The sequence below is a fragment of the Cupriavidus gilardii genome (genome assembly GCF_013347325.1).
GTDB classification, from domain to species: domain Bacteria; phylum Pseudomonadota; class Gammaproteobacteria; order Burkholderiales; family Burkholderiaceae; genus Cupriavidus; species Cupriavidus gilardii.
The window spans coordinates 2,136,299-2,162,733 of record NZ_CP054624.1 but is presented as its reverse complement, the minus strand read 5'-3'; the positions used below and the strand labels follow the sequence as shown (position 1 = coordinate 2,162,733).

The 26,435-nt window shown below is 68.1% G+C and carries 23 protein-coding genes; 10 read left to right on the top strand and 13 right to left on the bottom strand.

Going from position 1 to position 26,435, the window contains the following annotated elements:
- Positions 1-26 precede the first annotated feature (26 nt).
- From FOB47_RS09750 to FOB47_RS09735, 4 genes are all read left to right on the top strand, one after another.
- Positions 27-821, top strand: coding sequence for an enoyl-CoA hydratase/isomerase family protein (locus FOB47_RS09750; RefSeq protein ID WP_174780746.1), 795 nt, complete (start codon positions 27-29; stop codon positions 819-821).
- A gap of 3 nt (positions 822-824) precedes the next feature.
- Positions 825-2,927 (top strand): acetate--CoA ligase family protein, encoded by a 2,103-nt coding sequence (locus tag FOB47_RS09745; protein WP_174780745.1) that lies wholly within the window; start codon positions 825-827, stop codon positions 2,925-2,927.
- Positions 2,928-3,011: 84 nt separating this feature from the next.
- On the top strand, positions 3,012-3,818 hold the full coding sequence (locus FOB47_RS09740; RefSeq protein ID WP_174780744.1) for an IclR family transcriptional regulator: 807 nt from the start codon (positions 3,012-3,014) through the stop codon (positions 3,816-3,818).
- 90 nt (positions 3,819-3,908) lie between these two features.
- Positions 3,909-4,652, top strand: coding sequence for a GntR family transcriptional regulator (locus FOB47_RS09735; protein ID WP_174780743.1), 744 nt, complete (start codon positions 3,909-3,911; stop codon positions 4,650-4,652).
- Positions 4,653-4,721: 69 nt separating this feature from the next.
- On the opposite strand, the gene FOB47_RS09730 is transcribed toward FOB47_RS09735, so the two are convergent.
- The 6 genes from FOB47_RS09730 to FOB47_RS09705 form a co-directional block, all read right to left on the bottom strand.
- Positions 4,722-5,465 carry an aspartate/glutamate racemase family protein gene (locus tag FOB47_RS09730; protein ID WP_174780742.1) on the bottom strand — a complete coding sequence of 248 codons (744 nt, stop codon included), beginning with the start codon at positions 5,463-5,465 and terminating at the stop codon, positions 4,722-4,724.
- Between the two features lie 50 nt (positions 5,466-5,515).
- Entirely contained in the window at positions 5,516-6,943 is a 1,428-nt protein-coding gene (locus tag FOB47_RS09725) for an amidase (RefSeq protein ID WP_174780741.1), read from the bottom strand.
- Positions 6,943-8,379, bottom strand: coding sequence for a dihydropyrimidinase (hydA, locus tag FOB47_RS09720; protein ID WP_174780740.1), 1,437 nt, complete (start codon positions 8,377-8,379; stop codon positions 6,943-6,945). Before hydA ends, FOB47_RS09725 begins: the two co-directional genes overlap by 1 nt.
- A 47-nt stretch (positions 8,380-8,426) precedes the next feature.
- Complete coding sequence (locus FOB47_RS09715; protein ID WP_174780739.1) at positions 8,427-9,767, bottom strand: MFS transporter; 1,341 nt, start codon at positions 9,765-9,767, stop codon at positions 8,427-8,429.
- A gap of 338 nt (positions 9,768-10,105) precedes the next feature.
- A complete protein-coding gene (locus tag FOB47_RS09710; protein WP_174780738.1) occupies positions 10,106-10,774 on the bottom strand; it encodes an aspartate/glutamate racemase family protein in 669 nt (222 codons plus the stop codon).
- A gap of 2 nt (positions 10,775-10,776) precedes the next feature.
- On the bottom strand, positions 10,777-11,670 hold the full coding sequence (locus tag FOB47_RS09705; protein ID WP_244959222.1) for a GntR family transcriptional regulator: 894 nt from the start codon (positions 11,668-11,670) through the stop codon (positions 10,777-10,779).
- Positions 11,671-11,732: 62 nt separating this feature from the next.
- Between FOB47_RS09705 and FOB47_RS09700 the strand changes: the two genes are divergently transcribed.
- The 3 genes from FOB47_RS09700 (at position 11,733) to FOB47_RS09690 (ending at position 15,096) form a co-directional block, all read left to right on the top strand.
- A complete protein-coding gene (locus tag FOB47_RS09700; RefSeq protein ID WP_244959221.1) occupies positions 11,733-13,049 on the top strand; it encodes an amidohydrolase family protein in 1,317 nt (438 codons plus the stop codon).
- A 101-nt stretch (positions 13,050-13,150) separates the two neighbouring features.
- Positions 13,151-14,149, top strand: coding sequence for a tripartite tricarboxylate transporter substrate binding protein (locus FOB47_RS09695; RefSeq protein ID WP_174780736.1), 999 nt, complete (start codon positions 13,151-13,153; stop codon positions 14,147-14,149).
- Between the two features lie 2 nt (positions 14,150-14,151).
- A complete protein-coding gene (locus FOB47_RS09690; protein ID WP_174780735.1) occupies positions 14,152-15,096 on the top strand; it encodes a polysaccharide deacetylase family protein in 945 nt (314 codons plus the stop codon).
- 20 nt (positions 15,097-15,116) lie between these two features.
- Here the strand turns inward: FOB47_RS09690 and FOB47_RS09685 are convergent, their stop codons facing one another.
- Complete coding sequence (locus FOB47_RS09685) at positions 15,117-16,040, bottom strand: LysR family transcriptional regulator (RefSeq protein WP_174780734.1); 924 nt, start codon at positions 16,038-16,040, stop codon at positions 15,117-15,119.
- Between the two features lie 135 nt (positions 16,041-16,175).
- Between FOB47_RS09685 and FOB47_RS09680 the strand changes: the two genes are divergently transcribed.
- Positions 16,176-16,964 carry an alpha/beta fold hydrolase gene (locus FOB47_RS09680; protein WP_174780733.1) on the top strand — a complete coding sequence of 263 codons (789 nt, stop codon included), beginning with the start codon at positions 16,176-16,178 and terminating at the stop codon, positions 16,962-16,964.
- 352 nt (positions 16,965-17,316) lie between these two features.
- On the opposite strand, the gene FOB47_RS09675 is transcribed toward FOB47_RS09680, so the two are convergent.
- Positions 17,317-19,455, bottom strand: a complete 2,139-nt coding sequence (locus FOB47_RS09675) for a TonB-dependent siderophore receptor (protein WP_174780975.1) — start codon at positions 19,453-19,455, stop codon at positions 17,317-17,319.
- Between the two features lie 343 nt (positions 19,456-19,798).
- Here FOB47_RS09675 and FOB47_RS09670 point away from each other — a divergent pair, with 343 nt between their 5' ends.
- Complete coding sequence (locus FOB47_RS09670; protein ID WP_174780732.1) at positions 19,799-20,491, top strand: phosphoribosyltransferase; 693 nt, start codon at positions 19,799-19,801, stop codon at positions 20,489-20,491.
- A 13-nt stretch (positions 20,492-20,504) separates the two neighbouring features.
- On the opposite strand, the gene FOB47_RS09665 is transcribed toward FOB47_RS09670, so the two are convergent.
- The 5 genes from FOB47_RS09665 to FOB47_RS09645 are packed head-to-tail and all read right to left on the bottom strand — an operon-like array spanning position 20,505 to position 24,634.
- The gene (locus tag FOB47_RS09665) at positions 20,505-21,044 is read right to left on the bottom strand and encodes a LeuD/DmdB family oxidoreductase small subunit (protein ID WP_174780731.1); all 540 of its coding nucleotides are present in this window, start codon (positions 21,042-21,044) and stop codon (positions 20,505-20,507) included.
- Complete coding sequence (locus FOB47_RS09660; protein ID WP_174780730.1) at positions 21,041-22,348, bottom strand: 3-isopropylmalate dehydratase large subunit; 1,308 nt, start codon at positions 22,346-22,348, stop codon at positions 21,041-21,043. Before FOB47_RS09660 ends, FOB47_RS09665 begins: the two co-directional genes overlap by 4 nt.
- Entirely contained in the window at positions 22,345-23,454 is a 1,110-nt protein-coding gene (locus FOB47_RS09655) for a tripartite tricarboxylate transporter substrate binding protein (protein ID WP_174780729.1), read from the bottom strand. Before FOB47_RS09655 ends, FOB47_RS09660 begins: the two co-directional genes overlap by 4 nt.
- A 51-nt stretch (positions 23,455-23,505) precedes the next feature.
- Positions 23,506-24,288 carry a GntR family transcriptional regulator gene (locus tag FOB47_RS09650; protein ID WP_053823336.1) on the bottom strand — a complete coding sequence of 261 codons (783 nt, stop codon included), beginning with the start codon at positions 24,286-24,288 and terminating at the stop codon, positions 23,506-23,508.
- Entirely contained in the window at positions 24,281-24,634 is a 354-nt protein-coding gene (locus FOB47_RS09645; RefSeq protein WP_174780728.1) for a hypothetical protein, read from the bottom strand. The genes FOB47_RS09650 and FOB47_RS09645 overlap by 8 nt, the downstream gene beginning before the upstream one ends.
- A 382-nt stretch (positions 24,635-25,016) precedes the next feature.
- On the opposite strand from FOB47_RS09645, the gene FOB47_RS09640 reads away from it, so the two are divergent.
- On the top strand, positions 25,017-26,408 hold the full coding sequence (locus FOB47_RS09640; protein WP_174780727.1) for a hypothetical protein: 1,392 nt from the start codon (positions 25,017-25,019) through the stop codon (positions 26,406-26,408).
- Positions 26,409-26,435: the final 27 nt, after the last annotated feature.

Genomic DNA, 26,435 nt, shown 5'->3' with positions numbered 1-26,435 from the left:
GACAACGAGGCAACGAGAACAGGATCATGGACCAATATTCCCTTATCGAGCTGCGGGTGGAATCGGGCATCGCGCTGATCACCTTCAACCGCCCGGACAAGCGCAATGCGATGAGCGACGACATGCGTGCCGAGTTCATCGACGCCCTCGAACGCGTGGCGGCCGACAAGGCGATCCGGGCGCTGGTGCTCACCGGCAACGGCAAGGGCTTCTGCGCCGGTGGAGACGTGGCTGGCATGCAGCGCCGCATGGAAGCGCCGCCGGGCGAAGTGGCCTTCAACGGCTGGAGCCGCCAGCAGCGCGTGCATCACACTGTCAAGCTGCTGCACACGATGCCCAAGCCGACGATCGCCGCGGTCAACGGCGCAGCGGCCGGCCTCGGTGCCGATACCGCGCTGTGCTGCGATTTCGTGCTGGCCTCCGAGGCGGCTTCGTTCTCCTGGTCCTATATCAACCGGGGGCTGATTCCCGACGGCGGCGGCATGTATTTCCTGCCGCGTCGCGTGGGGCTGCCGACCGCCAAGGAACTGGTCTTCACCGGCCGCAAGGTCGATGCGCAGGAGGCCAAGGCGCTGGGCATCGCGGACCGCCTGAGCCAACCGGAGACGTTGATCGCCGACGCGCTGGCGTGGGCCAGTGAGCTAAGCCAGGGCTCGGCGACCGCGATCGCACTGGGCAAGAGCATCATCAACCAGTCCTTCGAGCTGCCGGCCGACCAGGTGTTCGCGCAGGGCAGCCAGGCGCAGGGCATCTGCTACACCAGCACCGAGCATCGCGAAGCCGTGCTGGCCTTCCTGAACAAGACCGCCAGCAAGGGCTGACCCATGAATGCGATCCAACGACTCGTCAGTCCGCGCAGCGTGGCGGTGATCGGTGCGTCGGCCGATCCTGCCAAGACGGCCGGCCGTCCGGTGTCCTACCTGCGCAAGCACGGCTTCGGCGGCGCGATCTATCCGGTCAACCCGAAGGTCGAATCGATCGACGGCTTGCGCTGCTATCCCGATATCGCGTCGCTGCCGGAGGTGCCGGACGTCGGCATCGTGCTGCTGGGCGCCGAGCGCGCGCATCTGGCGGTGCGCGAACTGGCCGACAAGGGGGCGGGCGCCGCCATCGTGCTGGCGAGCGGCTATACCGAGACCGGTGCCGAGGGTGCGCGGCGCCAGGCGCAGCTGATCGAGGCGGCCGGCAGCATGCGCCTGCTCGGCCCCAACACGATCGGCCTGGTCAATCTGACCGACAACATCCCGCTGTCGGCCAGCGGTGCGCTGGAAATGGACGCGTTTCCCGCCGGCAATATCGGCGTGGTATCGCAAAGCGGGGGCATCCTCGGCGCGTTGCTGTCGCGCGCCGCGGCACGGGGCATCGGTCTTTCCAAGCTGATCTCCACCAGCAACGAGGTGGACCTGGACCTGGCCGACTTCATGGACTACCTGGCCGACGATGACGCGACGCGTGTGGTGGCCCTCTACATCGAAAGCGTGCGCAATCCCGAGGCGTTCCGCCGTGCGGCGCTGAAGTGCGCCCGTGCCGGCAAGCCGGTGGTCGCCTTCAAGATCGGCCGATCGGAGAGCGGCGCGCGCGCCGCGGTGTCGCATACGGGTGCGCTCGCCGGCGCCGACCGCATGTACGACGCACTGTTCGAGCAGCTCGGCGTGATTCGCGCGCAATCGTTCTCGGACCTGCTGGACATCCCCGCGGCATTGGCCACTGGCCGCAGGCTGAAGGGCAAGCGCATCGCGATCCTGACCTCGACCGGCGGCGCGGGAACGCTGGTATCCGACAGCCTCGGCCTGGCGGGATTCGAGACGCCGCCGCCTGACGAAGACACCGCGCCGAAGCTGCGCGCGCTGCAGAAGGGCGACCATGCCGCCCTCGACCGCAATCCCATCGACGTCACGCTGGCGGGGCTGCAGCCCGACCTGCTGCGCGCGGCGATTCGCACGCTGCTCGACAGCAAGGGTTACGACGCCGTGGCCGTCATCGTCGGTTCGTCGGGCGTGGCCATGCCGGACCTGATGGCCAATGCGATCGGCGATTGCCTGGCCGAGACCGACAAGCCGGTGGTCGCCTACGTCAGTCCGCATGCGCCGCAGGCGCTGGCGCTGCTGAACCGCAACGGCGTGCCCGCCTTTGCCGACCCGGAGGGCTGTTCCGTTGCGTTCGATGCGATGCTGCGCGCGGCACGGCTCCCAGCCGACGAGGACGCCGGTACCCCGGCGCTGCCGGCACCGCAACTCGATCGCTTCGGCACGGGTTCGCTCGACGAAGCGGCCGCAAAGGCGCTGTTCGCCGCCTTTGGCGTGCCGGTCGCGCGCGAGGTCGTGGTCGGCAATGGCGAGGAGGCGGCCGCCGCGGCGCGGTCGTTCGGCGGCAACGTCGTGCTGAAGATGCTGTCCGCGCAGATCACGCACAAGAGCGATATCGGTGGAGTCGCGGTCAATGTTCCGCCCGAGGGCATTGCCGCCCGGCTCGACCGCATGGCCGCCGACGTCCGCGGCGCGACCGGCAGCGCGCCGAAGCGCTATCTGGTGCAGGAAATGGTCAGGGAGGGGGTCGAAGTCATTGTCGGCATGCACCGCGATGCGCTGGGCACGGCCATTCTGCTCGGCATGGGCGGCGTGACGGCGGAGCTGTTCGGCGACACCACGCTGCGGCTGCTGCCGGGCAATGGTGGACTGACGCGCGGCGCGGCGTTGCAGATGGTGCAGCGGTTGAAAACCGCCTCGTTGCTGCAGGGCTTTCGTGGCCGGCCCCGCGCCGATATCGATGCGCTGGCCGATGCGATCGTGTCGTTCTCGCGCATGGTGGCCACGCTGGGCGACAGCCTGGTGGAGGCCGAGATCAATCCGCTGTTCGTACTGCCGCAAGGGCAGGGCGTGGTCGCCGCGGACGGCGTGGCGGTACTGGCCGACGGCGACCGCCGCTGAGCGGCATCGACATGGGCGACTCGGCGGCCGGCGTGCCACCCGGCCGCTATCATAGGCAGCCTTCTGCGATGCCCGACGTCGATCATGCCGAACAGCCTTCCCCAGCGCTCGCGAACCATGCCCGGTCAGGGCAAGGCGACGCCGAACCGGTCCCTGGAACGGGGCGTGGCGATCCTGCGCGCCTTCCGCGCCGGATCGTCGATGCTGGGCAACAGCGAGATTGCGGAGCGCACCGGGCTGTCGCGCTCGACGGTCAGCCGGCTGACCCAGACGCTGGTCGAGACCGGCATGCTGGACTACATCCCGCAAGCCCGTGCGTACCGGCTCGGTGTGCCGGTGCTCAGCATGGCGCACGCGATGCGGGACAGCTCCCAGGTCCTCAAGGTGGCCACGCCGATGATGGTGGACGTCGCGATGCGCCACCGCATCAATGTCGGCCTGGCCGTCGCCGATGGCGACGAGATGGTCTACCTCGAATCGTTCCGCTACAACCGCAGGCAATCGCTGCGTACCGTCGTGACGGGCCAGCGCATTCCGATGGCGCTGACGTCGCTGGGCCGCGCCCATCTGTCGACGCTGAGCCCCGACGATTTCGCCCGGATGATGGCGTCGTTCGCGAGCAAAGGCGGCGGCCGCGGCTGGCGCGAGCTGCGCAAGGAGATCGAGGCCGCGGTGGAGTCGGTGCATCGGCACGGCTACTGCGCGGCCTCGTGGCAGCCCCAGGTGGTGGCCCTGGCCACGCCGATGCGGTTCGACGGCTACGCGGTCCATGTGCTGAACGTCAGCGTTTCCGGACAGCAGGACATGGCGGCCGCGCAGGCGGCGCTGACGGGGCCGCTGATGTCGCTGGCGGCGGCGATCGAACAGGGAATGCGCGGCGTGCAGTGGTGAGAGGGCAGGCGGATTGTTTGCGCTGCCGATATACACTCGTCGCGCCGCCGCCGTACAATAGTCGCTCCACAGCCCGCATCCGGATTGACCATGCCTCGAGCGAAAGTCGCGCGCCTCGACACCGACAGCCCTGCCGAACCGCTGGACGACGGCAAGACCGTGTCCGGCATTCAGGTCGACGAGATTGCCGAGCGCATCCTGGTCGCGATCTGGGAGCACCGCCTGCCGCCGGGCACCAAGCTGGTCGAGGAGAAACTGGCCAGCGTGTTCGGCGTGAGCCGGACCAAGGTGAGGCTCGCCTTCACCAAGCTCGCCCACGAGGGCGTGGTGACGGTGTATCCGAACCGCGGCACCTTCGTCTCCAGCCCCAGCGTGCAGGAGGCCCGCCAGGTCCTGCATGCGCGGCGGCTGATCGAGCCGGAACTGGCGCGCGACCTCGCGGCCGGCATGACGCGTGAGCGCTTGCGGCCGCTGCGCGCGATCACGCGCGAGGAGGCGCAGGCGCGGCGCAAGAACGACCGCCGCACGATCATCCGCCTGTCCGGCGAATTCCATGCGCGGCTCGCCGACCTGTCCGAGAACCAGTACCTGGCGAAATATCTGCGCGAGCTGTGCTCGCTGACCTGCCTGATCATCGCGTTGTACGATGCGCCGGGCGTCCCGTCATGCCCCCATCATGAGCACGACGACATTCTCGATGCGATGGAAGCGGGAGACGGCGAGCGTGCGGCGACGCTGATGACCGAGCATCTGGCGCATGTCGAAAGCACGCTGCATCTGGATGCGCCGGCCGACGAGGAGGTCGACCTGGAGGCGGTCTTCGCCTCCGTCTGACGCGGCCGTGGCCGCGGCCGCGTTCCGCGGGCCAACGACCCTATGACCGAACGCCCCGACGGCTGACGTCTAGCGATGCTCGATGCGGGCCGCCAGCGCATCGGGGAGCCCCAACGTGGGCTTGGCATCGGGACGGCGGAACGTACCGGCGGTCGCCTTGCGCGTGTTCAATGCAACCAGTCCCTCGGCCTGCTTGACGGCGGCCGCCATCTGATCGACCACGGGCACCGGAATGCGGTCGCGCACCCGCGCCGCCAGTCCGGCCAGCGGCGCACCGGCGAGGATCACCACATCGGCCTCGTCCTCGGTGACCGCGCGATTGGCCAGCGCCACCAGCAACGCTTCCTTCTCGTCCTGCACATCCGATACCGAAGCGAAGGCGTCGTCGAGCATGCGAATGCCGGCCAGCCGGCCGCGCAGCCCATGCATGTCGACGCATTCCTCGTACCACGGACCCAGTGCGCGGGCGAAGGTGACGATGGCAAAGCGCCGCCCGAGCATGCAGGCGCTCAGCATCGCGGCCTCCGCCATGCCGACGACCGGCAGGTCGAACAGTTCGCGCGCGCCAAGCAGGCCCGGGTCGCCGAACGCCGCGATGATCGCCGCATCGACGTTCGCATGGTGTTCGGCGAGCATCTCCAGCGCGATGGCGCCGCCGATCTGCGCCTCGGCACGGGTGGCGATATAGGGCACGCCGCGCGGCGCGGTCAATGGCACCAGTTCGGTACCGGGGGCGGCGGCGTCGCTGCCCGCGGCCATCAGACGGGCCGTGATGCCTTCGCTGGTATTGGGGTTCAGGACAAGGATGCGCATGGTGTCTTGGGATGGAATCGCGGGTTTGCCAGGCTCGTGCGGCGGCCGTCTCAGCCTGCTGCCAGCAGTTGTTCGATCAGGCGCGCGGCAGCCAGCACGCGCCAATCCGCGCCGCGCGGGCCGGCAATCTGCAATCCGACCGGCAGCCCGTCGCGTCCGGTGCCGCACGGCACCGAGATCGCCGGCGCCTGCGCATGGTTGAAGAACGGCGTGAAGACGGCATGCGCTCGCGGTTCGACGGCGACGCCGCCGATCCGCTCGGGACCGAGCCGGTCGTTGGGCCATGCCACGCACGGCGTGGTGGGACACAGCAGCAGATCATGCTCGGTGAAGAACGCCGCCAGGGCCAGGCCGATCCGGCGGCTGGCTTCGCGTGCGCGCGCAACCTCGGCGCCGCTCCAGGCGAAGCCGCGCTCGATCTGCCGCGCGATGTCCGGATCGAAGCGATCCGGATCGCGTCGCCACGCGTCGCCATGGAGATTGGCCAGGCCGACATGCTGCAGCGGCATCAATGCCGCTTCGCCGGCCCCGTCGGGCCAGACCGGATCCTGCCGCGCCACGCGAAGGCCCGGCACGCCCGCCGCCTCCAGCCTTGCCACCGCCGCTTCGAACGCCTCCGCCACATCGTCGTCCACCGGCGTGTCGAGACCCAGGCGGGGGCTGACAGCGATGCGAATTCCGTCCAGCGGCCCGGCCGCGGCGCACCGAAAGCCCATGGAATCCGGATCGCGGGGATCGGGCCCGCACAGCACGCGGAACATCAGCGCGGCGTCGTCGACCGTGCGCGTGATCGGCGCCATCACCTGGATGCCCGGAAACGCATGCGGGAAGCCGGCGGCGTCGGGAATCGCGCCGAAGGACGGCTTGAATCCCACCACACCAGCGTGCGCAGGCGGGCGGCGACTGGAGCCGCCGCCATCGGTACCCAGCGCCAGCGGCGCCATGCCGGCGGCCACCGCCACCGCGCAGCCGCCCGACGAGCCGCCGGCCGTCAGCGCGGTGTCTTGCGGATGCCGCGTCAGGCCATAGACCTTGTTGGTGGTCAGGCCCTTGCAGGCGAACTCCGAGGTGTTGCCCATGCCCAGCACGATGGCGCCGGCCGCGCGCAGCCGTTCTACCGCGATGGCATCAGCCGGCGCGACGAAGTCGCGGTACAGCAAGGAGCCCTGCGTCACGCGGCGCCCGCGCACCCACACGACGTCCTTGACGATCACCGGCACGCCGGCAAGCGGCGGCCGTTCGCCGGCGGCCAGGCGTTCGCGCAGTTGCGCGACGTCGGCGTCGACCAGATCCCGGCGCTCCTCGAAGACGGCATTGAGCTCGCCATTGCGCGCGTCGATGCGTGCCTGGAATGCCGACACCACCGCGCCGGGATCGAGATCGCCCGCGTTGACCTGGGCCGCGATGCCCGCGGCGTCCGGATACGGCGGCGCGGCCTCCCGGCCGCTGTCCTGCTGGCTGCGATTCGGATGGGACATCAAAGGCTTCCTCCCGAAGTCCGGTAGCGCGGCTTTGCCATCTCCGGCAGCGCGCAGGGCAGGAATTCGCCGTGCCCCGCCGTCGCCATCAGCCTGCCTTCGTGCGCGACCACCTTGCCGCGCACCAGCGTCGTGACGGGCCAACCCTTGACGCGCGTGCCCTCGTAAGGCGTGTAATCGACCGCGTGGTGCAGGTCGGCGTTGCGGATGACGACCTCGCGCTCCGGATCCCAGATCGCCAGATCGGCGTCCGCGCCGATTGCGATCGTGCCCTTGCGCGGATGCAGTCCATAGAGCTTGGCGGGGTTGGTCGAGGTCAACGCGACGAACTGGTTCAGCGAAATGCGTCCGCCCCCCACACCCTCGGAGAACAGCAGCGGCAGCCGCGTCTCCAGGCCGGGGATGCCATTCGGAATATAGCGGAACGGCACCTGCTCGCCGCCCGGCTGCTTGCCCTGCGGATCGTCGTAGCGGAACGGTGCATGATCCGACGAGAAGATCGTGAACAGGCCATCGGCCAGGCCGTCCCAGATCACCTCCTGGTTGGCGCGGTCGCGCGGCGGCGGGCTGCAGACGCATTTGGCGCCGTGGTAGCCCGGCTGATCGAGATCCGAGGCGGTCAGGAACAGGTACTGCGGACACGTCTCGGCGAAGATCTTCATGCCGCGCGCGCGGCTCCAGCGGATCTGCTCGACCGCTTCGCGCCCGGATACATGGACGATCAGGATCGGCACGTCGACCAGCTCCGAGAAGGTGATCGCGCGGTGCGTGGCCTCGCGCTCGATCGCCATCGGCCGCGCGATCGCATGAAAGCGTGGCGCGGTCTTCTGTTCGGCCTCCAGCCGGTCGGTCAGCCAGGCGATGCAGTCGGAGTTCTCGGCGTGGATCATCACCAGCGCGCCTTCCTGCCGCGCCACCGTCAGCACCTCGAGGATTTCACGGTCGCCCAGCTTCAGGTCGTCGTAGGTCATGTAGACCTTGAACGAGGTGTAGCCCTTGCGGATCAAACCGGGCAGCTCCTCGCGCAGAACCGTCTCGGTCGGGTCAGACACGATCAGGTGGAAGGCGTAGTCCACCACGGCGCGTCCTTCGGCACGGCGATGGTAGTCGGTCACGGCCGCGCGCAGCGACTGGCCTTTTTCCTGGGCGGCGAACGGAATCACGGTGGTGGTGCCGCCGCATGCGGCCGAGATCGTGCCCGATTCGAAGTCGTCCGCCATCTTCAGGCCATCGGGCATCGGCTGGTCGAGATGGCAATGCGCATCGACACCGCCGGGCAGTACCAGCTTGCCGCCTGCATCGATCTCGTCGCGGGCACTGCCCAGGTCATGGCCGAGTTGCACGATGCGGCCGCCGGCGATCGCGATGTCGCATTGGACGGTGTCGCTGGCGGTCACCACCGTGCCGTTGTGGATCAGAAGGTCGAACTGTTTCACAGGAATCTCATGACGGTTGTTGTTCTGGCTCGGGTCGCCGCGCGCGTTCAGCGCGCGGCCCGATTGCCGAGGTCGGACAGGCGCGCCCGTGCCGTTTCGCGTGCGACGCCGGCGGCGACCGCAATCAGCACGCAGACCACGGCCAGGTAGATGGCGACCGGCGTGCTGCTGCCGAAGCGGTCCAGCAGGCCGACCGCGATCAGCGGCGCCAGCGCGCCGCCGAACACGCCGGCGAACTGGAAGCCCAGCGAGGCGCCGGTGACGCGCACCTGCGTGGCGAACAGCTCCGGCAGGAACGAAGCGAGCGGCGAGAACATGAAGGACACCAGCACCATGCCGATGAACGAGGCCAGCATGATCAACGCCGGACTCAGCGTATGTACCAGCGCGAAGAAGCCGAAGGCCCACAGCGCGCCGCCGATGCCGCCGATCATCAGCACGGGGCGGCGGCCGATGCGGTCGGCCAGCACGCCGGCCACGGGGATGAACAGGATCTGCGCGACGGCCCCGAGCAGCACGGCATTGAGCGCGATGCTCTTGGGCAGGCCCAGCTTGGTCGGCACGTAGTACAGCAGGAACAGCGTGAAGACGTAGAAGGCGATATCGCCGCCCAGGCGCGCGCCGAAGGCGATCAGCAGCTGCTTCTTGTAGTGGCGCAGCACTTCGGCGATCGGCGCGCGGGCTTCGGCGTGCTGGGCTTCGGCCTTCTCGAACACGGCGGACTCGCGCACATTGGCGCGGATGTACATGCCTACCGCGACCAGCAGGGCGCTCAGCAGGAACGGCACACGCCATCCCCAGCTCAGGAACGCTTCCTCCGACACCATCCACGTCACCAGCGCGAAGACACCGTTGGCGAGCAGCAGCCCGATCGGCGCCGCCAGCTGCACCAGGCTGCCCAGCAGTCCGCGCCGCCGGCCTTCGGGATCGAGTTCGTTGACCATGATCGCCGCGCCGCCCCACTCCCCGCCCAGTGCAAGGCCCTGGATCACGCGCAGCAGCACCAGCAGCAACGGCGCCAGCATGCCGACGCTGCCGTAGGTCGGCAGCAGCCCGATGCCGAAGGTCGCCAGGCCCATCATCAGCAGCGTGACAATCAGCACCGACTTGCGGCCGAACTTGTCGCCGAAGTGGCCGAAGATCGCCGCGCCCAGAGGCCGCGCGACAAACGCGACGCCGTAGCTGGCGAAGGACAGCAACGTCGCCGTCAGCGGATCGCTCTGCGGGAAGAACAGTTTCGGAAAGACCAGCGCGGCGGCCGATCCATAGATGAAGTGGTCGTAGAACTCCAGCGTGGTCCCCGCCACGCTGGCACCCGCGACCCGCGCGACCGATTGGGGACGGTCCTGTGCGGTACGCGCGGTTGCGTCGACACTGACTGCTTGCATGATGCGTTCTCCTCCGGAGGGGCCGCCTGTCGGCGGTTGGCAAGTTGGCGTAGTGGGTGGGACTGCCGCATCCGTGCCGTCGGCACGGCCCTCGCATGGCGTCTCACTGTCCCGTACAGTAGTCCAATAACCGCCATACAATCAAGACGAAGATTGTTTGTCGAATGTGGTGCATATGCATGCCGGATATTGGTGCGATGCACCGATTCCGTGCCTCGCTGAGGGCGTGCGGGCCAGCATGGGCAAGGGCTTGCGGGGTGCGGCGGAGAATAGGCGCAGCGCAGCGTGCGGGCGCGAGGGCTGCCGTCGACGGACGGCCGGCTAGGGAAAACGAGGGGTCAACCGGCCGAGGAAAGAGAGGCCTGACGGAGCCGCGCGAGCGCCAATGCCTGCAAGGCGGCACACGCGATACCGTCGTAGAGCGGCACGTCGGTATCGCGCAGGTTCACATAGCCGCACAGCGCGGCGGCCACGGTGACCACCACGCGTGCGCCATGGGCGCGATGCAAGGTCCGCACCGCATCGCGCAGCTTGTCGGCCACGGTGGCGTCGGTGGCACCGCCGTAGGCCCCTGGCGCTTCGATGCCGATGACGCCGGCCAGGCGGCCGCCGAGCCCGTACTGCCGCACGAGGTCGCGATAAAGCGCCGCGAGGTCGGAACCGACCGTGATCAGCCCGACGGGCGCTCCGAGCTGAGAGCCGAGCAACATGGCCGATTCGGTGACACCGGCGACAGGTATCGTCGTCTGCCGGCGCAGTTCGTTCAGCGCGGTGTCCATCGACACTCCCAGGATTGCCGCGTCGCACCGGTGCAGATGTCTCGCCCCGAGGGAGAGAAGGCCGGGCACCGCAAGCGCGTTGTCGGCCGCGGAACGGATGGCCGCCGGGCCGTCGGGATTGTGGTACCCATCCAGCGCGTGACCCGGGCCCACCGCCTCGCGTGCCACCGCGCACATGCGCGCGGTCATCTCGACGCTGGCATTGGGATTGAGCAGAACGAAGCGCACGATCAGCCCAGCGGGGCGCCGAGCACCTCGGCGAGATCGATGTCGGCCGTCGGTGCCATATGGGCCAGCACGCGCGCCTGGACGTCGGCCAGATGACTGCTCATCGTCGCGATGGCCGCGGCCACGTCGCCCTTGTCGAGCGCGGCGACGATCCGGCGGTGCTCGTCCGGCGCGCAGTGGCTCTCGTCGCGCGCTTCGTACAGCGCGACGAACAACTGTGTGCGAGCGATCAACTGCTCGAGATAGCGAAGCAGCGAATCGTTGCCCACCAGTTCGGCGAGTTTCAGGTGAAACTCGCCGGCCAGGCGCACCGACGTTTCACGGTCCTGCGCCAGGCTCGCCGCCTCTTCGGCCTCGACATGGGACTTGAGCCGGGCCAAGGCACCACGGCCACCGCGCTGGGTCAGGCGCATGGCCAGCGCAGCAACGAGCCCGGCCTCGACGATGGCACGCGCGCCATAGATGTCCGCCACGTCTTCCGGCGACGGCTGCGGCACGAAGGCCCCCCGATTCTGCAGCAGTTCCAGCTTGCCTTCCTGTCCCAGCCGGGCCAGCACCTTTCGCACCGCGCCGCGCGTGGTACCGAACAGCTCCGCCAGATTGCGCTCCCGCAACGGCATGCCGGGGCGCAGCTTGCCCGCCATCAATGCACTGGCAATCGATTGGTAGAGGCGTTGCTCGATGTCGGGCGAAGGGTCGGTACTCATCGGTGGGACGTGCGTGGGCGGCCGGCGTTGCGGGCCGTTGGCCGAATTATTCTTGCGTTCCGCATTATCGTCAACCAGAATGGTTAACCAAACCACAAACAAATTGTTGATCGGTAATGGTGCATGCGGCGCACCATCCATAAGCGCCGGCACCAGAATCGACCGCGATTTCTTCGAAGCGAGACTCATCCATGACCACCGAATTCCTGCAGCCGCCGCCCGTGTTCGACCTTGCATTCACCGGTGCCACGTTGCTCGGTACCGCGGCCGGTACCGACGTCGCGCAGCGCGACATGGCGCTTGCCGTCCGTGATGGCTCGATCGCCTATATCGGCAAGACGCTGCCGGAGGGCGCCCAAGTCCGGCGCGTCGTCGACGCTTCCGGCACGGTGTTGATTCCCGGGCTCGTTAACGTCCATACGCACGCGATCCTGTCGATGGTGCGCGGCGTGGCCGCCGACGCGGGCTTCGCGCCGTCCTATACGCCCGGGATTCCGAAGGGCACGCAGGTCAATCCCGAGCAGGCCCGGGCGCTGGCGCGGCTCGGCGCGCTCGAAGCGATGCTGTTCGGTTCCACGCTGATCGGCGACAACTTCGTGCACGCTGACGTGACCACCGAGGCCATGGCCGAACTCGGCGTGCGGCTCGCGCCGAGCTGGCGCATTCATGATGTGGACTTCGCGCAGGTCGCCGAAGGCCGCTGGCACTACGACGCCGCAATCGGCGCTCGCACGCTGCAGGCGGCACTGGACCTGGCGGCCCGCTGGCAGGGCAACGATCGCGTGCAGGTCCAGCTCGCGGCTCACGCCGTCGACACCTGTTCCGACGGCTTTCTGCGCGAGCTCGCCGCGCTGGCGCAGCAGCGTGACATGCGGGTCAACATGCACCTGGGCCAGAGCATCGTGGAGGTCGAGCGCGTGAAGGCGCGCACGGGCCGCACGTCGACCGAGGTATTGGACGATACCGGACTGCTGACGCCGCGCCTGATGGGCGGCCATTGCATCTATGTGACCGCGGATGACATCGGCAGGCTTGCCCGGGCGGGCGCCCACGTGGTCCACATCCCCAAGTGCAACGCGAGCTCCGGTCGCCTCGCCCCGACGCCCGACATCAAGCGCGCCGGCATCAATATCGCGCTGGCAACCGATACGCAGCACGCGGACATGATCGAGCTGATGCGGTGGGCGCTGGTCACGGCGCGCGTGCAACGGGGGGGCGTCGATGACGACTGGCAGCCGCGCCATGTCTTCGAGATGGCAACCATGGGTGGCGCGCGTGCGCTGGGACTCGCTGATCGCATCGGCACCCTGGAAGTAGGCAAGCGCGCGGACCTGGTGATGCTGGACTTCGCGCGGCCGCATCTGGTCCCGCTGGTGAATCCCCTGGGCAACCTGGTTCACAACGGCCAGGGCAGGGATGTCCGGATGGTCGTCGTCGATGGCGAGGTGGTGGTGAACGATGGCGTGCCGACGCGCGTGGATCTCGACGAGGTATGCCGTGAGGCCGAGCATGCCTGTCGCGCGCTGTGGCAGGGAGTCGGCCGCGAATACTGGAAACCGGCGGCATGACGCCGTCGCTCTGTCGCGTCGTGCCGTGATGCAGCCATCGATGGCACGGCGATTGCAAACGAGCCGGGGCGTTCCTTCCTCCCATAGCAAAAGGTGACCCTATGACGCTGCACGCTTTGTTGAGCCGATGCCTTCTTCCCTGCGCCGCCCTGCTGACAGTCAGCTCGGCTTCCACCAATGCCGCGGCGGCGCCATCGGCCGCCAGCTTTCCGGACAAGCCGGTACGCATCGTGGTGCCATTCCCGCCCGGCGGTGCGGCCGATACCTTCGGCCGCGTCCTCGCGGACAAGCTCGGCGCGACGTGGAAGCAGCCGGTGCTGGTCGAGAACAAGCCCGGAGCCGGCGGCCGGATCGCCACCGAGTACGTGGCCAAGGTCCCGGCGGATGGACACACGCTGCTGCTCGTGACGGTGGGCCATGCGGTCAACCCGAGCCTCTATCAGAAGTTGCGCTATGACACCGAGCGCGACTTCACGCCGGTGGCCATGATCGCCACGCTGCCCAGCGTGCTGGCCGTCCATCCGGCAGTGCAGGCGCGCTCGGTGACGGAGCTCGTCGCACTGGCGCGACGCGCTGGCGGCAAGATGACCTATGCCTCTTCGGGCAGCGGATCGACCAGCCATATTGGCGGAGCGCAGTTTGCCAGCCTGACCGACGTCGCTCTGACGCACATACCCTACAAGGGCGCCGCGCCGGCACTGACGGACCTGGTCGGCGGGCAGGTGGACATGATGATCGATCCGGTGGTCTCTTCGGTCGGCTATATCAGAAGCGGAAAACTGCGGGCCCTTGCCGTTACCACGCCGCGCCGCTCGCCCCTGTTGCCCGACGTGCCGACGATGGCAGAGGCCGGCCTGCCTGCTTACCAGTTCGCACCCTGGTTCATGATGATCGCGCCGTCCGGCGTACCACGCGAGATCGTGCAGAAGCTCAATCACGATATCGCAGCCGTGCTCGCGAGTGCCGACGTGCGAAGCCGCTTCGAGGCCCTGGGGGCCGAGCCGGCCACAGGGTCGCCTCCGGAAGCGGCCGCCTTCCTGCGCGGCGAACTGGACCGATATGCAAAGCTGGTGCGCAGCGGCAAGCTGCAAGCGGAATGACGATGGACCGCGTAGCCGTGTCGCCGAAGCCCGACGAACCAGCGCCAGCCGCGCAGCGCGACCTGCTCGGTTATGCGGGTCGTCCGCCCCACCCGCACTGGCCCGGCGAGGCGAGAGTGGCCGTATCGTTCGTGCTGAACCTCGAAGAGGGGGCCGAACTGTCGATCGCCGAAGGCGACGCCCGCAACGAATCGACGTACGAGGTGATCGACCGCATCGAAGGCCGTCCCGATCCTTGCCTGCAGAGCCATTTCGACTACGGGACGCGTGCGGGGTGGTGGCGCATCATGCAATGCCTGGCAGACGCAGGCGCTGCCATCACGGTCAGCGCCTGCGGACGCGCCGTGGAGCGGCTGCCCGAATTGGCACGCGATGCGGTGGCCTGTGGCCACGAGGTCGCCGCACACGGTTGGCGCTGGGAAAGCCATGTCGCAATGTCCCCCCAGCAGGAGCGCGAGGCAATCGACCGCACCGTCGCCGCGATCCGTTCGGCCACCGGCATTCGGCCGGTGGGCTGGCATACGCGCTCCGCCTCGACGCCGAGAACGCGCAGGCTGCTGATGGAAGAGGGCGGGTTCCTCTACGACAGCGATTTCTATGGTGACGATCTGCCCGTGACGCTGCCTGGTCCACGCGGGCCGCATGTGATGCTGCCTTATGCGTTCGACACCAATGACATGCAGTTCCAGCACGGCAACCGCTTTGTGCGCGCCGCCGACTTCGCGGGCTATGTCACCGATGCGTTCGACTGGCTCTGGCGCGAGGGCGCACACGCCCCCAAGATGATGTCCGTCGGGTTGCATTTGCGCATGCTGGGCCGGCCCGGCCGCATTGCGGCGCTGGAGGCAATGCTCGCGCATATGCGCTCGCGAGGCGGCGTGTGGATAGCGCGGCGCGATGCCATCGCGCGGCACTGGCTGGCGCATGCGGAGACTACGCGCGTGTAACGCTTGAAGTCCTGGCGTACTCAGCGATTTCCGCCATGGCGCAGCGCCGCGCGAAATCGCGGGGCCGCCCTGGCCAGATGCTCCCACAGCCGGTTGGCGACAGGCCCATGCGGCCGGTCGCGCCGGCGGACGGCAACCAGCTCCTCGATGCGCCCCGGCAGATAGCGGCCAGCGATCGACAGCAGCCTTCCTTCGGCCAGTTCCCGTTCGATCAGGAAGCGGGGCAGATGGCCCCACGCCATGCCCTGCACGATGATCTCCTTCTTCATCAGCGGATCGGGCACCGTGCATTGCGGCGCGCCCGCGATCACGAAATGCTCCTGATCCGCGGGGCGCCGCGCGCTGTCGCGGATCACGCACTGCGTCAGCGCGCGCAACTGCTCCGGGCGGATTGCACGCGAGACGGCGAATGGCAGAAAGCCCGGTGCCGCCACCGGGATCAGCTCGATCCTGCATAGATCCAGCCATTCGATCCGCGTGTCGCTCTTGTCGACGCGATGCACGATCAGATCGGCCTCGCCGCCGAACAGGCGCTCCCACGGCCCGGTCACCGCCTCGACATGCAGGTCCAGCCGCGTTGCCGGATGTTCGGCGAAGAACGGGCTCAGCAACCCCAGCGTCTGCGACGGCGGGCACAGGTCGCCGATCACCACGCGCAGTTCGCTTTCCTCTCCCATCGCCAATTGCTCGGCGTGAAGCTGCAGCGCCTGCAGCTCGCGCAACAGCGACTGAGCCTGCCGATGGAAGGCGCGACCCGCCTCCGTCGGGGTGACCCGGTACCCGCTGCGATCCAGCAGCGCCAGGCCGAGTTGCCGCTCGAGTCTGGCCACCGCCGCGAACACCGCAGGATGCGTTCGATGCAGAACCGCCGCGGCCGCCTGAAAGCCTCCCTCGCGGACGACGGCGTCGAAGCACTGCAGGTCTTGCAACGTGAAGCGGGACATTGTTCGCGTTCCTGACAGAGAGTGTGAGAACTTTGTAATTTTCTCAGAATCGCTGCATGACTACGATGGCTTCCGTGATGGGCCCCGGCCGCCAGATCGGCGACGGGCCTTCTTCAACCTTCCAGGAGAACCGAGATGCCAGCGTTGTCGACCTTCACCACCAGCGATGCCCAGCGGATTGCCTACCGACTCGAAGGCGAGGCCGGCCGCCCCGTGCTGATGCTGTCCAATTCGATCGCGACCGATATGTCGATGTGGGACGGCGTGATGCCGCCATTGCTGCAGCGTTTCCGCGTGCTGCGCTACGACATGCGCGGCCACGGCGCCTCCGACGTACCGGCCGGCGCCTATTCGCTGGACCGGCTCGGGCGCGACGCGCTCGAACTGATGGATGCGCTGGCGCTCGAGCGCGTCCATTTCCTCGGCCTGTCGCTGGGCGGCATGGTCGCGCAATGGCTTGCCATCCACGCCCCCGAGCGAATCGACCGCCTGGTGCTCGCGCATACCGCCGCCTACCTCGGCCCGGCCGCGGATTGGGAGCCGCGCATTCAAACGATCCTGACCGCGACGCCGAACGAGACGGCCGACGCGTTTCTAGGGAACTGGTTTCCCGCCGAAATGCGCGAGAAGAACGATCCGGAGCTTGAGCCGTTCCGCAAGGTCCTGCTCGAAACGGACCCACGCGGCATCGCCGGCGCGCTCGCCGCGGTGCGCGACATGGACCTGCGACGCACGATTACGCTGATTTCACGGCCGACGCTGGTGCTCGGCGGCAAGTTCGATACGGTGACGCGGGCCGAGCACAGCGAGGAAATCGCAGCGGCGATTCCGGGCGCGAAGCTGGCGCTGCTGCCGGCGGTGCATATGTCGAATGTGGAGAGGCACGACGCGTTTGTGGCGGAGATCGGTGACTTTTTGGCCTGAGAATCGTGCCAGAAAGGTGTAGGCGATCCTTCGTGGTTGCCTACTTGCAGCAAGCGGGCGGTAGTTTGGGACTCTTCGCCAAGCGACAAACGGCCGGCTTCCAGCACTTTATTGCCCTGGACAGCGATGGAATAAATGGGGATCTCGCGTGGTTTGCGCAAAAAATCCGATTATTCGTGTCATGTCGCTACGAATAGGGTTCGGTAGTGTGCTCTCGGAGACTGGGTACTGAAGAGCGCTACAGCCGGCTTGGTCAGCGGCAAATCGAAGGCTCAAAAAAAGCGCCGCCCAAAGGTGGCGCAATCAGGCTTCGTCCATTAGCCCAAGTGTCGATAATCTTCGCCAGCGCTGATCAGAACCTGTAGGTAACGCTCCCCACCACCGTTCGCCGTGCGCCGAAGTAGCAGTCGCCGCGGGCCAGGCAGGTCGTCAGGTATTCCTTGTCGAACAGGTTGTTGACGTTCAGCGCGACGCGGACCGGGCCGTGGTCGTAGGCCAGCACGGCGTCGACGAGCGTGGCGCTGCCGACCTTGTTGCGGTCGGTGCCGTCATAGCTGGCGCTGAAGTACCGTACGCCGGCGCCGGCCGAGAAGCCGGGCTTGTCGAACAGGTTGAACTTGTAGGTGCCCCACAGCGAAGCCATATGCTTCGGAATGCTGGCGATGCGCTTGCCGACTTCGACGGAATTGCCCGCGAGGATGCGGGTGTCGAGGTAGGTGTAGTTGGCGATCAGGTCGACCCGATTGCGCAGCGATGCGAGCGCCTCGATCTCGAAACCACGGGTGCGCGCTTCGCCGATCTGCACGGTGTCCGCCACGCCGTTGACGATGCCCGAGGCGCGACGATTCTTTTCGCGCATGTCGAACACCGCCATCGTGACCATGGCGTTCTTGCCGGGAGGCTGGTACTTGATACCCGCTTCCCATTGCTTGCCGCGCAGCGGCTTCAGCGGACCTGCGCGGTTGTTGCCAGGCACACCCTGGAAGGACTCGGAATAGCTGATGTACGGATTCAGGCCGAAGTCGGTCTGGTACATCAGGCCGAAGCGCTTGGTCAGCTCATTGTCGTCGCGCGAGCTGGCCGGCGTGTTCACTTGCGAGGCGCGCGACCAGTCATAGCGCAGGCCGACCATCAGCAGCCACTGGTTCCACGACATCTGGTCCTGCATATAGATGCCGGTCTGGATCTGCTTGGTGGGATTCACGTGGCCCAGCGTCGGCGCGACGTAATTGCCGTAGACCGGATTGACGATGTCGATGGGCGCCGCGCTGCCGGTACCGTTGATGCCTCGGCGGCCGTCGATATCTGCGTGCTGGTAGTCCATGCCGGTCAGCAGCGTGTGGCCCACGCTGCCGGTGCGGAACTTGGCCTGTGCCTGGGTATCGACCAGGAAGGATCGCAGCCGCGGATTGTCCCAATAGACAGTGCGTTTCAACAGCCGGTCACTGCCTGCCACCCACGGACCCTCGCGATCGTTGAAGCGCGCGTAGATGCTGCGGTAATCCACCGTGCTGTACGAATACCGCAGGTTCTGGCGGAACGTGAAGACCTCGTTCGCCTTGTGCTCGAACTGATATCCGATGGCGGCCTGCTCGGCCTTGAAGCGATCGAAGCCGGGCTCGCTGACGAAGAGGCTGTCGCGGATCTTCAGGCCGCCGGGGTTCGGGTAGAGCATGCCCTGCCACGGAAAGAACCCCGCCGTCGTATTGCTGTCATCGCGCTGGAAATTCGCCAGCAGCGTGAACGACGTATCGCTGTTCGGCCGATACGTCAGCGACGGCGCGATCAGATAGCGATTGTCCTGGGCGAAGTCGACATGCGTGTCGCTGTCGCGTGCGAGCGCGACCAGTCGATACAGCCATTTGCCGTCCGCATCGAGCGGCCCGGTCAGGTCGGCCTGCACCTGCTTGCGGTTGTTGTTGCCGAACTGCACGCCGATCTCGCGCGCGGCTTCGGCTTGCGGTCGCTTGCTCACCAGGTTCAGGATGCCGCCGACCGCGCCCTGGCCGAACAGCATCGACGATGGACCGCGCAGGACGTCGATCCGCTCCAGCGCATACACGTCAGGGCGGACATTGTTGTAGTAGCCAACCGCATTGAGCAGCCCGTCCTGGTATTGCGTGAAATCGGTGCCGCGGAAGCGTCCCCAGTCGCCGCGATTGTCGTTGCCGTACAGGCCCGCGTGGACGCCCGCGGTATAGCCGATCGCCTGCTGCACCGATTGCGCGCCCTGTGCCTCGATGCGGTCGCGCGTGATCACGGTGATCGACTGCGGCGTTTCCATGACCGGCGTATCGGTCTTGGTCGCGGTGGCGCTGCGCTTGGCGACAAAGCCGAAGACGGGGCTGGTGGCCGTTTCGTTGTCGCTGGTGGCCCGTACGGTGACCGCCGGCAGTTCGGCGGCGGCCGTGGCGGTTGCGGAGGCAGATGCGGCGGGGGCGGCAGCCGGGGCCGGGCCATCGGCGGGCGCGGACTGCTGGGCCCAGACCATGCCGGCGGCTTGCAGGCCCAAGGCGAGAGTCGTCAGGCGAAGGGCATGGCCGCGGTGGCGGCCGCGGCGATGGATTGCACGCTGTGGCATGGTCGGATCCGTCTATATTTTTTCAGAACGCCCGCGCAATGCCGCCGCGGTGCGGCAGCGCGGACCGTGACGTCGGTCCGTGCGGGTCGGAGGCTCGGGTGATGAACGATAAATGCGAATCGTTCTTGTTAACTTTCGCATTGTAACGGCATGTGTCGAGCCGGACATAAAAGGGTGACCGCGCCACAGGGTTAATGCACCCGTGCGCACGCCGGAACCGCCCGGGGAGCACCAACAGGACAGGAGGGCCGCGATGCCGCTGCCGCCGTATTTCGCCGATCGCCGCGACGCCGGCGTCCATCTGGCGCGCCGCCTGAGCGAACTTGGCCATGCGAAACGGGACGGAGAGCCGCCGCTGGTGCTGGCGCTGCCACGCGGCGGCGTGCCGGTCGCCTTCGAGGTGGCCCGCGCGTTGGGCGCCACGCTGGATATCCTGCTGGTGCGCAAGATCGGCGCGCCGGGCTATCCCGAGCTGGCACTGGGAGCAGTGGTCGAGGGCGATGCGACCGGCTCGCCGCCGCATACCGTTGCCAACGACGATGCGTGGACGCGCCGCGCGGTCGACAGCGGTGCCTTCGAGTTGGAGCGCGGCCGGCAGTTGGGCGAAATCGCCCGGCGCCAGCAGCGCTATCGCGGCGGGGCGCCGGTGGCGGCGATGCGCGACCGGGTCGTGATCATGGTCGACGACGGCGTGGCGACGGGCGCGACGATGCGCGCGGCGCTGGAGAGCGCGCGCCATGCCGGGGCGGCTCGCGTGATTGCCGCGGTGCCGGTCGCGTCGGTCGAAGGGCTGGCGTCGCTGCGGGATGCGGCCGACGAATGCGTATCGCTGTGGGTGCCGGATGATTTCGGCGCGGTGGGCGCGTATTACGCGGATTTCGAGCAGACCACCGACGAAGAGGTGATGGCGTTGCTGCGCGAGGCCCGCAACGCCGAAAGGGGTTGAGGGCGAGGCATCGTCAGGCGCGCTGCTGCGCCAGTCGCCGCTTCAGATGCGGAATCAGCCCGCCGGCGCGCAGCATGTCGAGCAGGAACGGCGCGATCGGCTCGCACGGCACCCGGCTGCCATCGGCCAGCACGATGGCTGCGCCGTCCAGATCCAACGTTGCGCGGTCTCCATCGACCAGTCGGCTGGTATCCGGGCAGACCAGCGCCGGCAGGCCGAGATTCAGCGCATTGCGGTAGAACAGTCCGGCGAACGAGGGCGCGATGACGGCCGCGACGCCCAGATGGCGCAACGCCTGCGGCGCCTGCTCGCGCGACGAGCCGACGCCGAAATGCCATCCGCCGACGACCAGGTCGCCCGGCCGCACGGTCGCGGGAAATTCGGGGCGCAATCCCGCCAGGCAATGGCGCGCGATCTGGTCGATGCCGCCTTTCATCTGGGTGGCTGGCGCCATCGCATCGGTATCGACGTTGTCGCCGAAGCGCCAGATGCGGCCGGCGGCCTGGCCGTCGGCCGCGGTATCGCCGGGTGCTTTCGTGGGGATCGAGGTCATGACAGCAGCGTGCGCGGGTCGGTGATGCGGCCCGTGACTGCCGATGCCGCCACGGTCATCGGCGAGGCGAGCCAGACCGCGCTGCCGGCATCGCCCATCCGGCCCGCGAAATTGCGCGCGGTCGAGGCAATCGCCCGCGTGCCGGCGGCAAAACGCGTGGGACCGTAGCCGGCGCAGGCGTTGCAGGCATTGGGCAGCAATTGCGCGCCGGCATCGCGCAGCGCCGCCAGCGTGCCCTCGCGTTCGGCCTGCTGCTGATCGCGCAGCGAGGCCGGCGCCAACTGCAGCGACACCCCGGGCGCAACCTTGCGTCCGCCCAGGATCCGGGCCGCCATGCGCAGGTCGTCGAGCTTGGCGCCGGTGCAGGCGCCGAGATAGGCCACGTCGATCGTTTCCCCATCGATATCGGACACCGGCGCGCCGTTGGCCGGCGAGTGCGGTGCCGCGACCTGCGGGGCCAGCGTGGTCGCATCGAAGCGAAGGGTTTGCAGCACCGGCGCATCGGCATCGCTGCGCCAATGCTGCAGATCGATCTGCGCCAGCGTGGCCGCGGGCACGCCAGCCTGTTCGAGCCATTGCAGCGTGGTGGCGTCCGGCGCGACCAGGCCCGTCTGCCCGCCCAGCTCCGCGCTCATATTGGTCAGCGTCATCCGTTCGTGCGTCGACAGTGCGGTTACCGCCGTGCCCGCGTATTCGATCGCCTCGTAGCGGCCGCCGCCCAGCCCGAGCCGCGCGCACAGGAACAGCATGATGTCCTTGGCGCAGACGCCGTCGGCCAGCGTGCCGTCCCATTCGATGCGGATGGTCTGCGGCACGCGCAGCCAGATCTCGCCGGTGGCCAGCACGCCCGCCATTTCGGTGGCGCCGATGCCGAACATATAGGCGCCGAACGCGCCGCCGGTCGGGCTGTGGCTGTCGCCGCCGACGATGAACTGGCCTGGCAGCACGTAGCCGCGCTCGGGCAGCACCACGTGGCAGATGCCTTCGTTGTCGATCAGATGCGGCAGGCGCTGCTCGCGCACCCAGTCGCGCGTGAAGCGGACGATCGCCTCGGCTTCCGCATCCGCGGCGGGCACGAAATGGTCGGTCACGACGACGAAGCGTTCGGGGTCCCAGACCTTGGCGCCCAGCTCGCGCAGCAGCGGCGCAACGCGGCGCGGTCCGCTGGAATCGTGCGACATCGCCAGATCGACCTTGCAGGTGACCACGGTGCCTGGCGTCACGCGGTCCATGCCCGCGGCGCGGGCCACCAGCTTCTGCGCGAGGGTTTGCGCCGGGATGGACCCGGCGCCGGCACGGCTCATTCCACCTTGGCTCCCGAATAGCGGACCACGGTGGCCCAGCGCTTGATGTCCTGCTTGACGAAGGCGCTGAAGGCCTCCGGCGTGCTGGCGACCGGCTGCGCGCCATCGTTTTCCAGGCGCCTGGCCACCGCGGGCGTCTCCAGACCGCGGCGCGCGGCCTGATAGAGCGTGCGCGTGACTTCCGGCGGCAGGCCCGCCGGGCCGAACAGCCCGAACCAGGCGTTGGACTCGAAGCCCTTGACGGTCTGCGAGATCGGCGGCACGCCAGGCAGCTGCGGCAGCGGCGCGGGGCTGGTGACGCCGAGCGCCTTCACCTTGCCGGCCTTGATATGCGGCAGCACGTTCAGCGTGCTGGCGAACATCAGCTCGACGCGGCCCGACAACAGGTCGGTGACGGCCGGCGTCGTCCCCTTGTACGGAATGTTGACGATGTACGTGCCGGTCATCATCTTGAACATGTCGCCGGCCAGATGCACCGACGAGCCGACCGCGCCGATGCCGAAGTTCAGCTTGCCGGGACGGGACTTGGCCAGCTGGATCAGCTCGGCGACATTGTTGGCCGGCACCGACGGATGGGCGACCAGCACGCTCGGCACGCTGGCCACCAGCGTGATCGGTGTGAAATCGGCGACCGGATCGAACGGCAGGTTCTTGTACAGCGTCGCGTTGATGGTATGGCTGGTGAAACTCATCAACAGCGTGCTGCCGTCCGGCGCGCTTTGCGCGACCAGTTCGGCGGCGATATTGCCGCCGGCGCCCGGGCGGTTCTCGACCACGACGGACTGGTCCAGCAGCTTGCCCATCTCGGTGGCGATGGTGCGGGCCAGCGTATCGGTGGTGCCGCCGGCCGGTGCCCCGACCAGGATGCGGATCGGCTTGCCGCCGGCGATCGGGCCAAGCGGGGCGGGGGACGTGCCCGCTATGCCCGAGGTGCCCGACGTTCCCGCCGGCCCGCCATTGCCGTTGGCCGCGCCGATGGCGCCGGCAGGCGCGAGCAGCGACAGCAGCGTCGCGGCGCCCAGGCCGAGGGTCGCGCGGCGTGTCTTGGCGACGCCAGTGATGGAGGCCGATGGGGGAAGGGAACGGCTGGCTCGATGCAGCGGCATGACGCGGTCTCCTTGTCTGATCGTCGAAGCGCGCAGCATGGCGCGCCTGCGTCAGTCGCGCAAGCTGGTGCGGGTCCCGTTGTCGACCCAGACGTTGGCGCTGTCGCCGCCGGCCGGCGACAGTTCCATCCGATATTCGTAGCGGTCGGGCCGGTACTGTCCCAGCAGCAACTGGATCGGCCGGCCGGACTTGTCCTGCACCACGCGGCGGGTGGCAAGCAGCGCGGCGCCGACCGGCACCTCGAGCAGCGGGGCCACCACCACGTCGGCCAGCCGGGCCGACAGGACCTGGGTGGCACGGCCCAGCTTCAGGCCGCCGCGGTTCTCGAGCAGCCGCAGGATCGGCGTGGTTTCCAGATCCTTGCGGGTCAGATGGCGGCCGAGGTCGGCGGGCACGTAGACGGTGATGTGGGACAGCGGCTCGCCGTGGTAATGGCGCACCCGCACCACCTTGGTCACCGGATCGCCGGGCTGCAGGCATAGCGATTCGGCGACGTCCGGCGTGGCATGGACCTCTTCGATCGAGATCACCTTGACCGAGGTCTTCTGCCCCATGTCGAGCAGGTTGTCCAGCAGGCTGACGGTCTGCGGTGCGCTGGCGGCCGGTGCGATCGGATGCGGATTGACGAAGGTGCCGAGCCCGCGATGGCGGCGCACCAGTCCTTCCTGCACCAGGCGATCGAACACCCGGCGCATGGTCACGCGCGAGGCATGGAATTGCTTGGCCAGGTCGATCTCGCCCGGCAGAGGCCCCTGGCCAAAACGGCCTTCCACAATCTGTTGGCGCAGCACCACGTAAATCTGGTGATACAGGGGAACGACGGCTTCACTCATGGCTTCCCTTGCGAGTCGACGACAGGTCGGCAATTAGTTTAATGTACTTTAAATCAGACATGAACATAGTGACAACGCAATAGGCGCTGTCGTGTGAAATCGCGCTTTTACCGGCCATGCGCCGGACCCGGCTTGCCAGAGCAACGTCGGCACAATGTCGATACATTTTCGTCGCAATCTCGCCAGCGTTTTTCGGCTTGATTTTCCGCTTCGGGAAGCGACGAATGCAGCGCCCGAATTGGCGCGGCCGCCCATGATCCGCGATGCGGTTCATCCGAAACATCCCCCCAATGCAGGAGGTGCTTAAAAAAACACCACCCGCGCGCTGGCCGGTTCGTCGTTTCATTTTCGTAACGCGAGCGGGTCGAGCCCGTTTTTCCGGCATGCCGACTTAACTATCCGGCAATAAACAATATTTTTTCGAGCCGCCGGAATTACCGGCTGGCGAGGCTTTTCGGGTCCTGTCACAGCGATGTGACATGTCTGTTCCGGTGCACAGGATTAGCGCTCGCAGTGTCGCACCAAAAGTGGGATCTTGCACCGCAACAGGGCCATTTTGGCCTTGTTTTACAAGGGAATGCCGTACCTGGGTGGGGTGCTGGCACTGAATATGCGCAGGGCGCTTCGGTTTGGCCAATGCCGGACCATGACCTGGCTACCGCTTCGTTTCCGTCTGACGAGGGCGGCGCCGGGCTGAGTCGCAGAGAACATCCTCCTGGGAGCTATGTATGAAAAAGACCTTACTCGCGTCCGCCGTCGCCCTGACTCTCGGGGTGACAGGGCACGCCTTGGCACAGACCGCAACCGACGATGCCGTGGCGGTGAATGTCAATGTCACCGACAACGACACCACCACCACGACCAAGACCAATTCGGAGAACCGCGGACGCGCATGGGCGGAGGGCCTTGGCACGACTGCGGCAAACAACGGCTCCACCTCGACCGCCAACTTCTCCAACGCCTTCAACACCAGCCGTGCGGTCGCCATGACGCGGCTGAACGGCACGGTCAGCGGCCTGACCGTCAGCCATATCGGCAACGTCGCCCGTCAGCTGGGTAACGCCGGCGGGGGCGCCGGCGGTGCGGGTGGCGCCGGCACAGGCGGCAATGCCATGGGAGGCACCGGCGGCAATGGCGGCAACAGCGGCAATGGCGGCGCTGGCGGGAACGGCGGTGCCGGCGGCATGGCAACGATTGGCGATGCGACCGCGGGCGATGCCAACAACGGCAGCGCAACGGCGGGCCGCGGCGGCTATGGCGGTAACGCCAATGGCACCGCGGGCCGTGGCGCCAACGGCACGGGCACTGGCGGTGGCGCCCTCGCGGCCAGCGTCGGTGTCGGCGCCCGGGGCGCCAACGGTACCGGTGCCGGCGGCAACGGCACTGGCGGCAGCCTGGCCGGCGGCGGCGACGGCGGCGGTGCCGGTGCGGCGTCCGGCGGCTCGCTCGGTGCGAGCGCGGGCCTGGGCGGCAGCAGCAGCTCCAGCGGCGGCGGCGCGCGCGGTCCTGGCGCTGACACGACCGCGACTACCGCAGGTGCGGGCGGCGCAGGCACTGGCGGCGCAGTGACCACGGCGGGCGGCACGTCCGGCGCCGCTGGCGGCGCCGGCGGCGCTGGCACCACCGGCGCGGTGGCGGCCACCGGCGGCACCGGAACCGGCACTGGCGGTGCGGGTGGCGCGGGTACCGGCGGCGCGGCGACTGCTTCGGGTGGTGCCGGCACCGGCACCGGCGGCGCGGGTGGCGCGCAGACCAGCGTGGCGGGTAACGGCGGCACCGGCGGCAATGCGACCAATGGCGGCGCGACCACCTCGGCCAGCAATGGCAATGCGACGGCCGGCGCTGGCGCAGTGGGTGCGGCTGGTGCGGCAAGCGGTGCCGGCGGTGCCGGTGGCGCGGGTGCGGGCGGTACCGGCGGCGTGGGCAACGGTGCGACCGGCGGCGCCGGTGGCGCCGGTGGCGCGGCGCTGGCCGATGCAGGCACGTTCAACATGTCCAACGCGATGAGCAGCGTCGGGCAGTCGGCGGCCGGCATCATGATCGCCAACCAGAACAGCGGCCTCGGCTCGCTGGTGCAACAAGCCGTCACGGTCCAGGCCAACCTGGCTGTAGGCAGGTAAGACGCTGCGCGGGCGCGCATGCCGGCG

Excerpts from the sequence above, each read along its gene's own strand:
- FOB47_RS09675 (WP_174780975.1), bottom strand. The coding sequence starts at position 19,455 with ATGGTCTGGGCCCAGCAGTCCGCGCCCGCCGATGGCCCGGCCCCGGCT.
- FOB47_RS09645 (WP_174780728.1), bottom strand. The coding sequence starts at position 24,634 with ATGAAACGACGAACCGGCCAGCGCGCGGGTGGTGTTTTTTTAAGCACC.
- FOB47_RS09695 (WP_174780736.1), top strand. The coding sequence starts at position 13,151 with ATGACGCTGCACGCTTTGTTGAGCCGATGCCTTCTTCCCTGCGCCGCC.
- FOB47_RS09680 (WP_174780733.1), top strand. The coding sequence starts at position 16,176 with ATGCCAGCGTTGTCGACCTTCACCACCAGCGATGCCCAGCGGATTGCC.
- FOB47_RS09685 (WP_174780734.1), bottom strand. The coding sequence starts at position 16,040 with ATGTCCCGCTTCACGTTGCAAGACCTGCAGTGCTTCGACGCCGTCGTC.
- FOB47_RS09660 (WP_174780730.1), bottom strand. The coding sequence starts at position 22,348 with ATGAGCCGTGCCGGCGCCGGGTCCATCCCGGCGCAAACCCTCGCGCAG.
- FOB47_RS09665 (WP_174780731.1), bottom strand. The coding sequence starts at position 21,044 with ATGACCTCGATCCCCACGAAAGCACCCGGCGATACCGCGGCCGACGGC.
- FOB47_RS09725 (WP_174780741.1), bottom strand. The coding sequence starts at position 6,943 with ATGTCCCATCCGAATCGCAGCCAGCAGGACAGCGGCCGGGAGGCCGCG.
- FOB47_RS09705 (WP_244959222.1), bottom strand. The coding sequence starts at position 11,670 with ATGAGTCTCGCTTCGAAGAAATCGCGGTCGATTCTGGTGCCGGCGCTT.
- FOB47_RS09735 (WP_174780743.1), top strand. The coding sequence starts at position 3,909 with ATGCCTCGAGCGAAAGTCGCGCGCCTCGACACCGACAGCCCTGCCGAA.
- FOB47_RS09740 (WP_174780744.1), top strand. The coding sequence starts at position 3,012 with ATGCCGAACAGCCTTCCCCAGCGCTCGCGAACCATGCCCGGTCAGGGC.
- FOB47_RS09750 (WP_174780746.1), top strand. The coding sequence starts at position 27 with ATGGACCAATATTCCCTTATCGAGCTGCGGGTGGAATCGGGCATCGCG.
- FOB47_RS09650 (WP_053823336.1), bottom strand. The coding sequence starts at position 24,288 with ATGAGTGAAGCCGTCGTTCCCCTGTATCACCAGATTTACGTGGTGCTG.
- FOB47_RS09715 (WP_174780739.1), bottom strand. The coding sequence starts at position 9,767 with ATGCAAGCAGTCAGTGTCGACGCAACCGCGCGTACCGCACAGGACCGT.
- FOB47_RS09690 (WP_174780735.1), top strand. The coding sequence starts at position 14,152 with ATGGACCGCGTAGCCGTGTCGCCGAAGCCCGACGAACCAGCGCCAGCC.
- FOB47_RS09655 (WP_174780729.1), bottom strand. The coding sequence starts at position 23,454 with ATGCCGCTGCATCGAGCCAGCCGTTCCCTTCCCCCATCGGCCTCCATC.
- FOB47_RS09730 (WP_174780742.1), bottom strand. The coding sequence starts at position 5,465 with ATGCGCATCCTTGTCCTGAACCCCAATACCAGCGAAGGCATCACGGCC.
- FOB47_RS09640 (WP_174780727.1), top strand. The coding sequence starts at position 25,017 with ATGAAAAAGACCTTACTCGCGTCCGCCGTCGCCCTGACTCTCGGGGTG.
- FOB47_RS09670 (WP_174780732.1), top strand. The coding sequence starts at position 19,799 with ATGCCGCTGCCGCCGTATTTCGCCGATCGCCGCGACGCCGGCGTCCAT.
- FOB47_RS09745 (WP_174780745.1), top strand. The coding sequence starts at position 825 with ATGAATGCGATCCAACGACTCGTCAGTCCGCGCAGCGTGGCGGTGATC.